Source organism: Natrialba taiwanensis DSM 12281 (genome assembly GCF_000337595.1).
In the GTDB taxonomy this organism is placed as follows: Archaea; Halobacteriota; Halobacteria; order Halobacteriales; family Natrialbaceae; genus Natrialba; species Natrialba taiwanensis.
In genome coordinates this window covers 279,957-292,350 of sequence record NZ_AOIL01000067.1, presented here as the reverse complement: position 1 = coordinate 292,350, position 12,394 = coordinate 279,957, and the positions used below count along the sequence as shown (strand labels likewise).

The 12,394-nt window shown below is 64.8% G+C and carries 11 protein-coding genes; 3 read left to right on the top strand and 8 right to left on the bottom strand.

All coding sequences use genetic code 11. The annotated features are described in order from the left end of the window. Positions 1-155 precede the first annotated feature (155 nt). From psmA to C484_RS19700, 6 genes are all read right to left on the bottom strand, one after another. Positions 156-917, bottom strand: a complete 762-nt coding sequence (gene psmA, locus C484_RS19725; protein WP_006827642.1) for an archaeal proteasome endopeptidase complex subunit alpha — start codon at positions 915-917, stop codon at positions 156-158. Between the two features lie 4 nt (positions 918-921). After that, positions 922-1,425 (bottom strand): Rpp14/Pop5 family protein, encoded by a 504-nt coding sequence (locus C484_RS19720; RefSeq protein ID WP_006827641.1) that lies wholly within the window; start codon positions 1,423-1,425, stop codon positions 922-924. Continuing rightward, positions 1,422-2,048, bottom strand: a complete 627-nt coding sequence (locus tag C484_RS19715; RefSeq protein WP_006827640.1) for a class I SAM-dependent methyltransferase — start codon at positions 2,046-2,048, stop codon at positions 1,422-1,424. Before C484_RS19715 ends, C484_RS19720 begins: the two co-directional genes overlap by 4 nt. Next, positions 2,032-2,736 carry an RNase P subunit p30 family protein gene (locus tag C484_RS19710; protein WP_006827639.1) on the bottom strand — a complete coding sequence of 235 codons (705 nt, stop codon included), beginning with the start codon at positions 2,734-2,736 and terminating at the stop codon, positions 2,032-2,034. The genes C484_RS19715 and C484_RS19710 overlap by 17 nt, the downstream gene beginning before the upstream one ends. A gap of 122 nt (positions 2,737-2,858) precedes the next feature. Continuing rightward, positions 2,859-3,677: a transcriptional regulator TbsP gene (gene tbsP, locus C484_RS19705; RefSeq protein ID WP_006827638.1), complete on the bottom strand. Its 819-nt coding sequence runs from the start codon at positions 3,675-3,677 to the stop codon at positions 2,859-2,861. Positions 3,678-4,059: 382 nt separating this feature from the next. After that, positions 4,060-6,279, bottom strand: coding sequence for a hypothetical protein (locus C484_RS19700; RefSeq protein WP_006827637.1), 2,220 nt, complete (start codon positions 6,277-6,279; stop codon positions 4,060-4,062). 149 nt (positions 6,280-6,428) lie between these two features. Here C484_RS19700 and glyA point away from each other — a divergent pair, with 149 nt between their 5' ends. Continuing rightward, a complete protein-coding gene (glyA, locus tag C484_RS19695; RefSeq protein WP_006827636.1) occupies positions 6,429-7,682 on the top strand; it encodes a serine hydroxymethyltransferase in 1,254 nt (417 codons plus the stop codon). Between the two features lie 124 nt (positions 7,683-7,806). Here the strand turns inward: glyA and C484_RS19690 are convergent, their stop codons facing one another. Continuing rightward, the gene (locus tag C484_RS19690; RefSeq protein WP_006827635.1) at positions 7,807-9,426 is read right to left on the bottom strand and encodes an outer membrane protein assembly factor BamB family protein; all 1,620 of its coding nucleotides are present in this window, start codon (positions 9,424-9,426) and stop codon (positions 7,807-7,809) included. A gap of 104 nt (positions 9,427-9,530) precedes the next feature. Further along, a complete protein-coding gene (locus C484_RS19685) occupies positions 9,531-10,484 on the bottom strand; it encodes a TIGR03557 family F420-dependent LLM class oxidoreductase (protein ID WP_006827634.1) in 954 nt (317 codons plus the stop codon). Between the two features lie 100 nt (positions 10,485-10,584). Between C484_RS19685 and C484_RS19680 the strand changes: the two genes are divergently transcribed. Both C484_RS19680 and C484_RS19675 read left to right on the top strand, forming a co-directional pair. Further along, on the top strand, positions 10,585-11,613 hold the full coding sequence (locus C484_RS19680; RefSeq protein WP_049915754.1) for an ABC transporter ATP-binding protein: 1,029 nt from the start codon (positions 10,585-10,587) through the stop codon (positions 11,611-11,613). Continuing rightward, positions 11,610-12,383, top strand: coding sequence for an ABC transporter permease (locus C484_RS19675; RefSeq protein WP_006827632.1), 774 nt, complete (start codon positions 11,610-11,612; stop codon positions 12,381-12,383). Before C484_RS19680 ends, C484_RS19675 begins: the two co-directional genes overlap by 4 nt. The last annotated feature ends 11 nt before the right edge of the window (positions 12,384-12,394 follow it).

Here is a 12,394-nt window from a genome sequence, read left to right as displayed (position 1 = left end):
GAGGCAGTCGCTCGGAGCCGTCGAACGAATCCGAATCCCGAAACAGTGACAAACGAGTGCAACAGCGCGAGTTGTCAGGCGTCAGGAGTCGGGATCGAGAACCGATGATCGTGAACTCGAGCGACCGAGCGGGTCGTCACGAGTCTCTGGCTCGATTACTCTTCGGATTCGCCGTCCTCGTCGCCCTCATCGAGGAGGTCGTTCTCCGTCAAGTGGTCCGCGATGCGGTCCTGTTCGAACTGTTCGAAGCGCTCGGTTTCGGCGTCAACGGTGGCAAGGCCGACCTCGCTCGGGAGCAGCGAGCCGTCGTTGACCGACGCGAGTGCGTCGAGGGCGAGCTGGATGCCGCCGTCTAAGTCCGCCTCATCGTCGTAGTTCTCTTCCAGATAGCTCTGGAGTTCACTGCGGTCGGCACCGACGGCGAGGGCCTTCCACTCGTAGGGCGTTCCGGACGGATCGGTCTCGAACAGGCGCGGCTCGCCGTTTTCGACGCCGCCGACGATCAGTGCGACGCCGAACGGGCGTGCGCCGCCGACCTGGGTGTACTGCTGGATGTGGTCGGTAACTTCCTTCGTCAGCGTTTCGACGCCGATCGGTTCGCCGTAGCGCAGTTGGTTGACCTGGGTCTGTCGGCGCGCGAAGTCGATTAGCTGGCGCGCGTCAGCGACGTGACCCGCGCTCGCGATGCCGATGTGGTCGTCTGCCTTGTGGATCTTCTCGACGCTCGAATCTTCGAGCAGCGGCGAGGGAACGCGCTTGTCGACGGCCAGCACGACGCCGTCGTCGGTTCGCACGCCAATACTCGCCGTGCCACGTTTGACCGCCTCGCGGGCGTACTCCACCTGGTAGAGTCGGCCGTCGGGCGAGAAGATCGTGATGCCTCGGTCGTACGCCTGCTGTTGGGCTTGTCCCTGCATAGTATCACGCTAAATCGTAATCGTAGTCGTAATCGAGGTCTGTCGTCCCCGCGAACGCCGCATCGAGTCGCACGTCTACAGATTCATCGCGCACGACGGCGACTCGCTCCTCGTTCCCGAACACGACGTTTCTCTCTTCAGAATCTTGCCCGCGTCGCCCTAAATACTTTTCTTCAGCGGCACGGATCGTGCCACTGATACCGCTGACCCGAACACCGACCGGCTGTCCGTCGATTTCGTCGATGCAAGCGAGCGCTGCCCGCGCTTCGTCTGTCCAGCCGTGTCTGACCTTGACGAGCGCCTCACCGACGCCTGCGTCGGCGCTGAACTCGAACTGCAGGACCGACAGCTCGGCGCGTGCGCTCCCCGGATCACCAAGCAGATTCTGGCCCGCGTACCAGCATTCGCGCTGGAACGCTCGACGATCGATCGACGCGTCCGGCCAACTCTCGATCTCGACCGCGAGATACCGCCAGCGCGGCCGGAGGTGTTTTGGAAGGTGTTTCATTCGTTCTGGTCCGCGTCGGGACGGCCGCGCTCGGCCACCAACACGCCGACCTGCTCGTGAACGCGTTCGACGGCCGACAGTGAGAAGCCGACGTCCGTAAGCGCATCCGCGAGGAAGCCAACGGTCGCCGGATCGTCGACCTCCGGCGAGTAGAACGGCTCGTCCGGGTTCGGCTCGCCGAAGAACATCACATCCCCGAGGACGAACGTGCGCGGCCCGAGGTCGGCGATCACCGAAATCGCCTCGCGCTTTTCCTCGTCCGACAGGTGATGCATCGCGAAGTTCGACGTTACGATATCGACGTCCCCGTCGTACTCGGGCTCTCGGAACGTCCCGTGGCCGAACGCGACGTTCTCGATCCCTTCCTCGGCCGCTTTCGTCTCCGCTTCCGACATCATGCCCTCGCTGATGTCTCGCCCGACGACGCGCTCGGCGTCCGGAGCCAGCGCGAGCGCGATCGCGCCCGTTCCGGTCCCGAGATCGAAAACGACATCGTCCGTACCGGGTGCAGCGTGCTCGATAACCAGATTCGCGCACGCGCGATACTCGTCGGAACTCTCGTTATCGTACTCGCTTGCGATCTCGTCGAACCGGGCGGCGTGATCCTCAATGCTCCTCTTCATACCTGCCTCGTTCGACCCCTGGCTCAATGAACGACTCGGACTGGATTCGGCGGTTGCGCTCGGCTATCCGCCCCCACTCTTCGAGTCCCGCCTCGACGAACGAACTCGAAAGGCCGAGCTGCTCGCCGAGTGCCGCCAGTTCTCGCGGCGCGCGGAGTTCAAGGTGTGATCGCGGCGTCGCGCTCACGACGTAGGGGGCGTCGTAGTGGCCGACGATGTCCGCGAGCTTTCGCAGCGACTGGATGATCCGCACGCGTCGTCCGCCGTGGGTGCGAAGGACGCCCGAGAGATCGAACTCGAAACGAACGCCGTTCTCGACGGCCGCCTTCGCGAGCACGTGATTCACGTCGCCCCCCTCGGCCATCGGCCGGGCGAGCACGTCCACCTTCTCGTTTTCCACGGCAAAGCGGTTCATCGCGGGCGTTCCGCCCGCAACCGCAACGATCGTCTCGTCGGTCCGGTAGTTGCCGACCGCACCGCTTGCCTGTTCGACATCGTCGGCGTCGATTTCGATCCCTTCGACCACGTCGATCCCGTACTCGTCCCCGATCCGCTCGGCGTCGAACTCGGCCCGCTCGTCCGCGCGATTGCGCACGACCACGCCCTCGAAGCTGAACTCGGCCGCCGTCTTCGCCAGTCTGGCGACCGTGCTCTGTCCGTCGGGGTGGGCGTGGACGGCCTCGTACATAGTCGGGGACTCACGCGGCGAGAACTTGGGGTTTGCGTCATCCGGCGACAACGGCTGTCCGCCGAGTGGAAGACATCGAGTTCAGCGAGAAACAGTGATGCGACAGTCGGTGCCGGCCAGTCTCAGTTCAGGATAGACTGGGCGACCGTCGCGAGCTGGCCGTTATCGGCCTCGCGGAGCCGGTCGTCGCCGATCTTCAGGCGCAGGCGCGGCCGACCAACGTCGATCGGTACCTTTTCGGTGTCGATCAGGCCCATGTCCTCGAGCTTGGTCTTCGTGCGGCTGAAGGTCGCCTTCGACGCGATGCCCACGTCCTCGCCCCACTTGCTGATGTCGTACAGCAATGCCTCGTTCTTGGCCGCGACGAGCAGCGAGATCGTCACTTCGTCGAGCCCGTCGCCGTCGCCACGGGCCGTCTCGAGCGAGTTCAAGATCGCGGTGAAGTCGTCCTCGGCCTCGGGGCTGATTTCGTCGGAAAGGGTCTCGCGAACGTCCGTGATCGGCGGTGTCCGGAGGTTGTAAGCGGGTGCGTCCTCCCAACGATCGGCGTAGGTCTCGTACGTGTCCTCGACGAAACTGTCGTCGTCGGTGACGAGGCCGCCGACGCGGTCGCCGGCGTGGACGACGGCGATGACGCGGTCTTCGGTGACCAAAAGCGAGTTCTCCGGCGCTTCCTCGAGCGTGTGGAGTGCGAGTGCGCCCTCGCTGATGAGGTCCGCCGCGTTCGAGGCGACGATGAAATCGTCCATGACCGCCTTCAGGGTCCGCTCGTCGGCGAGCATGTGGACCGACGGGAGCGATCCCTCGAGCGCCGTCGCGACGGCGATGAACTCCTCGATGGCGTCCCGCGAGGGGTTGACCATGTAGACGTCACCGCTTGCGTCTTCGAGGACTGATTCGAGTATATCGTCAATCTGGTGGTTGAGTAAATTCGAAACCATCTCTCTGCAGAAGTAAACGAGTTCCCAGTACTTAATTTTGGTGGCCATCTTCACGGCAGAACTTCTCACCTGATTGACGAACGGGTAATTTTTGTCCCGTTGTTGTTCATTATAGCTATAGGTTTCGCAGAACAACAGGATAGTCGCCAGCGACGGGCGATGACAGTTCCTGTTTAATCCGTATCTGATTTCGTGTATTAATTAGAATAGTTATATAAAGGAGTTCTGATAATATCGAACTGCATGGGTTTCAGTAGTACCCGACTCTGGATGGATGTATGGCCCTACTTGCGAAGTGGTGGATTGCTCTCTCAGCAGCGTTCAAATCAGCAGACATTGTTTGCAGAGCGCGTGAGTACGTACGGCGGCCCGTGAGACTGGACTACTCATCGAACTGCGGCCAGAGCGAGTCCGACCAGTGAATATCGCCGTCGTAAATCACTGACGCCTCCGTTTCTTTGAGCAACGTTACGAGTTCGGGTTTCGAGACGATAAAATTGGACTCGGAGCCACAGAGGTAGGCGACCTCGTTGTCGGCGGTGTGGGGGAAGTAATAGGAGCCGGTGACGCGGGTCGAGTAGCAGTCGAAGGTGACGAGATACTGAGGCTTATCGGTCCGTGCTGTCTGTTGTGGTTGGTGTGTGCCGTCGGTGTCAGTGTCGCTGCTCGCAGTACTCGAGGTACTCGCGGTGCTTGCGGTGCTCGTATCCTGATCTCCGTTCCGGATTGCGCGCGAGGAGCGTCTGTATTCTGCGTCGAGTTCGTCGATACGGAGGGTGGTGGGCACGCGGTGTTCGCCCTGCGTGAGCGAGTGCGTGCCGTCGCCGACGACGGTGTAGTCCTTACCCATCATAATGCGCCGGCGTGCGAGTTCCATCGCTCGTTCGATGCTGAAGCCGTTGACGAGCAGCGTCGCGAACGTGGAGCCGACCTTGATCGCGTGCTCGTTCAGGACCTCGGTGACGGTGACGGCTCCGGCGACGCTGCCCTTCTCGATCAGTGTTCGTCCCTCGTAGAAGGAGCCACACGCATTGAGAAAGAACGTCTGAGCGGTACAGCGGTCCAGACTCGTCGTCGAGAGCGTGCCGTCGGGACAGCAGAGACCGTCGGTCTCGCAGTGGCCGATGTAGTGGACGAAGTCGTGGCCCGTCTCGAAGACGCGAGCGAGTTCGGCCGTCGTCAGGCCGTCCTCGACGGTGACGGTCATCGGGAGGTCGCCGGACCGAGAGCGGTAGATCCCGGCCACGTCGTCGTGTTCGCCGGCCATGTCCGGGTCGTTGAGAACGACGCAGACGGAGGTTTCCTCGCGGGTGCGGTCGAGGAACGCGAGCCGGTTGTGGTAGGCCTCCGGCGCAGCGGTGAAGACGTCGACGGGGACGCCGTCGGCGAGCCAGCCGTGGGCCCGGCCGTGGCGCAGTTCGGGCTTGACGATGTCGACGGACGCAATCTGCCCTCCCGTTCCCGCCCGCTCGCCGTCGCGGTAGAACGCCTCGAGCGATCGTTCGACGAGTTCACGCCCCTCGAGCGTCGACGTGCGGGGTCGATAGAGCAGGCTCATCCGGTCGAGCAGAAACGGCAGCGTCTCGGCGCGGCTGAACTCGGGGGTGACGTACGTCGCGAGGTGCCAGTCGGGCAGGCGGTGTTCGATCGCCCCGAAGGGAATGTCGAGGTAGGTCGCGAGTCGGTTCTGCGGCGAGGCCGCATACAGCGACTCGCTGTCGAGATCGAGGATCTCGAGCAGTCTGGACTCGGCGAGTTCGGTGCCGTAGGGGCCGGCGTTGCGGACCAGACAGTCGAGGAAGAACGTCTGTCGAAGCAACTGTTCGACCTCGCGCTCGAGTCGAGGCGGGCCGGGGAGGGAGCGTTCGACATCGTACTCGGGAAGGCGAAGCCGTGCGCCGCTGATCGTTGGGTCCGTTCGAACGCGCGCCTGCAGGTAGTACGCCAGCGGCGCAGTGACGTACAGCGACTCGTACTCGGACGGGACGACGAGTTCGGTTCCGGTCCGTGGCGTGTCGGCGCGAACGCGGTCCGGAATCGCCAGTTCGTCGCCCGATTCGAGCAGCGGCGGGTGGCCCCGGAGCGTCGGGTAGGAGCGGTCCGGTCCCGTCGTCTTGTGCGAGGACGGGAGGTGGGAAATCGCCTGCGCGAGGGCCGCCGGTGAGTCCGGAACCGTGATCGTTCCCGCGGGGAACTCGTGGCGGCTACGAAAGCCGAGGATGACGCGCGTTCGCTCGGGGAAGGAGACGACGACGGACTCGAAGTCGTCCGTTCGCTCGATCCGCGCCGCACCGGCAAACTGCAGGTAGGTTTTGATCTCGGTGTCGACGTCGACGACGTACTCCCCGGGCGAAAGCGAGAGCGGGTCGCCGCAGGGATCGAGTTCGAGTGGCGTCGACGATTCGCGGGGGAACGCGTAGACGACGGCGTGGGGCAAGCGCAGTTCGCGTGCGGTCACCGCGACGGTTTCGTCGACCGGCCGCGGAACGTCGAGCGTCGGGTCGGCCTCGTCGATACTGAACTCGGTCCCGGTCACGGCAAGGGCGGCGGTATCGCTGTCGGTGACGGAGAGGCCATCCTGTTGGGCGTCCCACACAAGCATCCGGTGCGGTACATCCAACGCAGTCAAGTTAGTTGTATTGGATGGTAATCAATAACAGACGACATGATCGTGCTGACTGGCGCTTGCGTTCGTGGCCCGCTTTGCCGAAGAGAGGTACACTTATACAGCAGCCAGACACCACATCGGATATGGACCACGAGCACGTTCGAGAGGTCGATCCCGCCGTCGCCGATGCGCTCGAGGGCGAGGTGGACCGCCAACGATCGACGCTCCAGATGATCGCGAGCGAGAACCACGCCAGTCGCGCCGTCATCGACGCCCAGGGAAGCGCGCTGACGAACAAGTACGCCGAGGGCTATCCCGGCTCGCGCTACTACGGCGGCTGCGAGTTCGCCGACGAGGTCGAAGAACTCGCGATCGAACGTGCCAACGAATTGTTCGGGGCCGAACACGTCAACGTCCAGCCGCATTCGGGGACGCAGGCAAACCAGGCCGTCTACTTCGCGATGCTCGAACCGGGCGATAAGATCCTCTCGCTGGATCTGAACCACGGCGGCCACCTCAGTCACGGCCACCCGGCGAACTTCGTCGGGCAACTCTACGACGTCGAGCAGTACGAGGTCGACCCCGAGACGGGCTACCTCGACTACGAGGGCCTCGCCGAACACGCCGAGGAGTTCGAGCCGGATATCATCGTGTCGGGTTACTCCGCGTACCCGCGCGAGATCGAATGGGAACGCATTCAGGAGGCCGCAGACAGCGTCGACGCGCTCCATCTCGCCGACATCGCCCACATCACCGGCCTCGTCGCCGCGGGCGTTCACTCGTCGCCGGTCGGCATCGCCGACTTCGTCACGGGTTCGACACACAAGACCATCCGCTCCGGCCGCGGTGGCATCGTGATGACCAGCGAGGAGTACGCCGACGACATCGACTCGGCCGTCTTCCCCGGCGGCCAGGGCGGACCGCTCATGCACAATATCGCGGGCAAGGCCGTCGGCTTCAAGGAAGCGCTCGAGCCCGAGTTCGAGGAGTACGCCGAACAGACGGTCGCAAATGCCGAAGCGCTTGGCGACCGGCTCGCCGAACACGGCTTCTCGCTTGTCTCGGAGGGGACCGACAACCACCTCGTGCTCGTCGACCTGCGCGAGAGCCACCCCGATACCTCCGGCGGCGACGCCGAGGAGGCGCTCGAGGACGCCGGCATCGTCCTCAACGGGAACACGGTTCCCGGCGAGACGCGCTCGCCGTTCGACCCGAGCGGCATCCGCGCCGGCACCCCGGCGCTGACCACTCGCGGCTTCGACGAGGACGACTGCCGAACGGTCGCGGACCTGATCGCCCGCGTCGTCGACGAGCCGAACGACGAGGACGTGATCGCGTCGGTCCGCGAGGAGGTCGACGAACTCTGTGCGGCACACCCGCTGTATCAGGACGAGTGACCGCAGTCTGACGACCGTTGCCTTGCTACAATTCCGGTGCCCAGTGAGCCGGGATATCTCATCGTGAGCTACAAAACGGAGCACAGCGCCGACAGTATCACGTCAGCGACGGCCGACGCGTCCGTTACTCGGCCGCGTCGTCCGCGTTCGAATCGGCCTGCCGGCGAACCCACTCGAGACCGAGCGCACCACCGACGATGCCGGCACCGGTCGTGAATCCGGGAACGGTATCGTCCTCGGCGCTTCCGTCCGTCTCGTTGGACGTTCCGTTTTCGGCGCTGTCGTTGGCGTTGCCGTTCCCGTTACTACCGCCGTCGGAACCACCGTTATCGCTGGCGTTCCCGCCGCCGGTTCCGTCACTTCCCTCGGTCGCGTCGTCTCCCTCGTCCGCCCCTTTGTTCCCGTCGTTACCGCCATCGGCCGAATCGCCGTCACCCTGATCACCGTCTTCGTTACTTCCGTCTTCGTCACTGCCGTCTTCACCGCCCCCACCGTTCCCGTCTTCATCACCCGCCCCCTCTCGGAGCGCGACGAGTTCACCGCTGCGGTCGACGTAGATCGTTCCGTCGCTGATCGCGCGAACGTGACCGACGGGAACGTCGTCGTTCGAGAGGACCCACTGCTCGGTTCCGTCGTACTTGTTCAGCGCAACGAGAGCCGCATTGTACGGTGGCGCGTCCTCGCCTTCGGGGTCGGTATCGGTAAAGTAGACGTACACCGTCTCGCCATAGATGGCGGCGTGGCCGGCGTTAGCGTTGCTCTCGACCTGCCAGTAGTACTCGTGTTCGTACGCGCCGACCTCGAGTTGGTGGTCGGTCCCGGTAACGTAAATTTCGTCGTCGAGCGCCCAGTCGACGCTCTCGGATGCGACCAAAATATCGTCATCGCCGGTTTGTGCGTTCACGAGTACGCGCTCGGCCTCCGAGTTGCCGACGGCGACGGTACTCGCCGTCGCTCGAACCTGGGTGTTCTTCGCGGCCGTCCCCAGGTACGGTATCGGAGCGAGCCACACCTCGGCCCCGGTTTCGGGCTCGAACGCGACGGCACCGCCCCACGACAGGGCGTAGACGACCCCGTTCGCCGCCGCGGTGTAGCTGGTGAACTCGTATTCCGCTTCCTCGTCGGCCTCCGGGTCCGGGGGTGCGGTGATCGACTCCTTGCGCCACCGAACCGACCCGTCGTCGGCTTCGAGGGCGTACAGCGTCCCGTCGACGCCGACGTAGACCGCGCCGTAGGCCACCGTCGGACTCCCGAGCAGTGCGTCGGTGTCGAACTCGCTCTCCCAGCGGACGCTCCCGTCTGAGGTATCGAGCGCCACGACCTCGTCGCCGGTGACGTAGACCGTCTCGCCGACCACCGCCGGGTCGCTCGCGTCGACGGTCGTGTTCTCCCAGACGAGCGTTCCGTCGGCCGCGTCGAACGCGGCGACGCCGTCCGCGGTCGAGGTGTAGACGGTGTCGTCGGCGACGGCGATCGGTCCGGTCGATCCGACGGACCAGGCGGCCGCGAGCGCGTCGGCATCGAACTCGGTGCCGGCGTCGACGCTCCTGCTGTGGCTGGCGTCGCCGGCGAACGACGCCCAGTCTTCGTCCTGATCCGGATTCGGTTCCAGCGACGGGTCCGGAAGCGACTCGGTGGCGGATTCCTCCGAGTCGTCCCGGCCGGCGGCGATCGAGCCCATCCCGCTCCCGACGGAAAGCGCTGCACCGGTTGCGAGTACCGAACGGCGATCCCAATCAGACATACCGGTACCACTCCCGGAGACCGTCGTTACTATCCAGTTGTTACGACGAATTTGATCCCTGAGAAACTGTTTTGCAAACCGTTTACGACCGCACCGCACCCGTATCAGAACGCCGGCAACACCTCCTCCTCGTAGAACTCGAGTGCCCGCTCCTGTTCGGGGCCGATCTGGTGGACATAGACGTGATCGTACCCCGCGTCGACCGCCGTCTCGATACTGTCGATGTGCACCTGCGGGTCCGGATCGGTAGTGGTCCCGCTCTCGGCGATATCGTCCCGGTCGACCATCTCCGTGGCCTGCTCGAAGTGCGCCGGCGTCGGCAGTTCTTGCCCGAGTTCACCCGGCAGTGAACCGTTTGGCCAGTACTCGTGAACGGTGTCGATCGCCTCGTCCTCGCTGTCGGCGTAGCAGATGTGCAACTGGGAGTAGGCTGGGCCGTCGCCCCCGGCGTCCTCGTACTCGTCGACCACCGCACCCTTCGGTCCGGAACACCAGAGTCCGTCGCCGTGTTCTGCGGCCCAGCGGGCCGTCTGCGGACCGAAGGCGCTCGCGATCGTCGTCGGCTGCTCGTCCGGGACCGTGAACAGCCGCGCGTTCTCGACCGTGTAGTGCTCGCCGTGGTGGCTCGTATTGTCGCCGGTCCAGAGGCTTCGCAGTACGTTCATGGCCTCCGTCAGCATCTCGAGTCGAACGTCGTGTTCGGGCCAGCGGTGGCCGGTGACGTGCTCGTTCAAGTTCTCACCGGTACCGACGCCGAAGGTGAACCGGCCGTCGAACATCTCCTCGACCGTCGCGACCGCCTGGGCGACGTTGACCGGGTGGATGCGCATCGTCGGACAGGTGACGCCGACCCCGACCTCGATCTCGTCGGTCGCCGTCGCGATCCCGCCGAGGGTGCTCCAGACGAACGGCGACTCCCCCTGCGCCGGAATCCACGGATGGAAGTGATCCGAAATCGAGACGAAGTCGAAGCCGGCCTCCTCGGCGCGGCGGGCGTACTCGACGAGTTCGGTCGGACCGTGTTCTTCGCTCGAGAGGGTGTAGCCGAGCTGGGTCATGCCGAAACCGTATCACGAACGCGCCGGTAACGATTGAGCCTGCGTGGGCAAGAGCGCGGGAATCGAACCGCTTACCCGGACGGCGTGGGTAGCCGTTCGTATGTCTGCCGTCGTTGCCGCGACTGAACTCGCGAAGACATACGGCGAGACGGTCGCGCTCGATTCCGCCTCGCTGACCGTCGACCGCGGCGAGGTCTTTGCACTCATCGGCCCGAACGGGGCCGGCAAGACGACGCTCGTCCGTGCGCTGACGGGAACGACCGATCCCGACTCCGGATCGGCGCGCGTGCTCGATGAGCCACCGGCGGCCGTCGACCGCGACCGACTCGGCGTCCTCCCGCAGGCGTTCTCACCGCCGGATCGGCTCACCGCTCGCGAACTCCTTACGTACTACGCCGGACTCTACGAGGAGACACGCGATCCGGCGGCCGTGCTCGCCGACGTGGGCCTCGTCGATGCGGCCGACACCTGGTACGAAGACCTCTCGGGCGGGCAGCAACGCCGGGTCTGCGTGGGCGCGACGCTGGTCAACGATCCCGACGTACTCTTTCTCGACGAGCCGACGACAGGAATCGATCCCGCCGGCCGGCGCACCGTCTGGCGGCTGATCGAGGCCCTCGCCGACGCCGGGACGACGGTTGTCCTGACGACCCACGACATGGCCGAGGCCGAACGGCTCGCGGACCGCGTCGGCCTGCTTTCGAACGGCGAACTCGTCGCCCGGGGCACGCCCGCCGAACTGATCGACGAACACGGCGGAACGAGCCGCCTCGAAATCGAGACGGACGCACCCTCGGACGCGTTCGCCGATCTCCCGTTCGCCGTCGAGCATCCGACTCGAGGCCGACAGCGCGATCATCAGGGCGTCGTCGTCCGCGATATTTCGCCCGCCGAAATCGGAACCGTGGTCGACGCTCTCGAAACCAACGATATCGAGTACTCCGGGCTCGCGTGGGCCGAACCCGACCTCGAAGACGTCTACCTGACGCTTGCGGATTCGGCCGAGCGCGAACGCACCGGGCGGGGAGGCGGGTCCGATGCGAATACAAACACGGATGCGGACGCGCACGCGGACGAACCGATCGACGATGAACGCGAAGACGCGCCGCGGACGGGTGAGACGGCATGAGCGTTGCAAGCCGCGTCCGGGCCGAGACGGGAGCCGGCTGGCGCTCGTTTATCCGCCGTCGGACGGCGGTCTTCTTCACGTTTTTCTTCCCCGTGATCCTGATCGTCATCTTTGGGGCCCTCGTCCGAACCGATCCCGCCGGCGGCGGGCTGTTCGCGGAGCCGGCGGTCTACTACGTGCCGGGCTATCTCGCCGTCGTCGTCCTCTTTACGCCGCTGTCGCGGATGGGCAGCGAAGTCGCGCGCCACCGCGAGGGCAACCGCTTCGAAAAACTCGCGACGACGCCGCTGACCCGCGCGGAGTGGCTGCTCGCCCAGACAGTCGTCAACGCCGTCATCATCGGACTGGCGAGTCTCCTCATCCTCGGGCTCGTGATCGTCCTGACGGGTGCCGAAATCGCCTTCTCGCCCCTACTCGTGCCGTACATCCTCGTCGGCGTCGTCTGCTTCTGTGGCGTCGGCGCGATGCTCGGCAGCTACACGGATTCACAGGACGGAGCCGTCGCAGCGAGCAACGGCATCGGCCTCCCGCTCCTGTTCCTCTCGGAGACGTTTATCACGCTCGAGCAGTTACCTGGCTGGTTCGAACCGCTCGTGGACCTCTCGCCGCTGACGTACTTCACGCGCGGCGTCCGAGCGGTGACCGATCCCGGTGCGAACCCCGCTACGATCGCCGGCGTCGATCCCGCACTGGCGAACCTCGCCATCCTCGCGGTTCTCGCCGGAATCGTCTTCGCACTCGGCGCACGATCGATCCCGCAGACCGACTAACCGAACTCGAC

Coding starts and splice junctions, on each gene's coding strand:
- tbsP (WP_006827638.1), bottom strand. CDS start 3,677: ATGGTTTCGAATTTACTCAACCACCAGATTGACGATATACTCGAATCA.
- C484_RS19690 (WP_006827635.1), bottom strand. CDS start 9,426: ATGTCTGATTGGGATCGCCGTTCGGTACTCGCAACCGGTGCAGCGCTT.
- C484_RS19680 (WP_049915754.1), top strand. CDS start 10,585: ATGTCTGCCGTCGTTGCCGCGACTGAACTCGCGAAGACATACGGCGAG.
- C484_RS19685 (WP_006827634.1), bottom strand. CDS start 10,484: ATGACCCAGCTCGGCTACACCCTCTCGAGCGAAGAACACGGTCCGACC.
- C484_RS19700 (WP_006827637.1), bottom strand. CDS start 6,279: ATGCTTGTGTGGGACGCCCAACAGGATGGCCTCTCCGTCACCGACAGC.
- C484_RS19715 (WP_006827640.1), bottom strand. CDS start 2,048: ATGAAGAGGAGCATTGAGGATCACGCCGCCCGGTTCGACGAGATCGCA.
- C484_RS19675 (WP_006827632.1), top strand. CDS start 11,610: ATGAGCGTTGCAAGCCGCGTCCGGGCCGAGACGGGAGCCGGCTGGCGC.
- psmA (WP_006827642.1), bottom strand. CDS start 917: ATGCAGGGACAAGCCCAACAGCAGGCGTACGACCGAGGCATCACGATC.
- glyA (WP_006827636.1), top strand. CDS start 6,429: ATGGACCACGAGCACGTTCGAGAGGTCGATCCCGCCGTCGCCGATGCG.
- C484_RS19720 (WP_006827641.1), bottom strand. CDS start 1,425: ATGAAACACCTTCCAAAACACCTCCGGCCGCGCTGGCGGTATCTCGCG.
- C484_RS19710 (WP_006827639.1), bottom strand. CDS start 2,736: ATGTACGAGGCCGTCCACGCCCACCCCGACGGACAGAGCACGGTCGCC.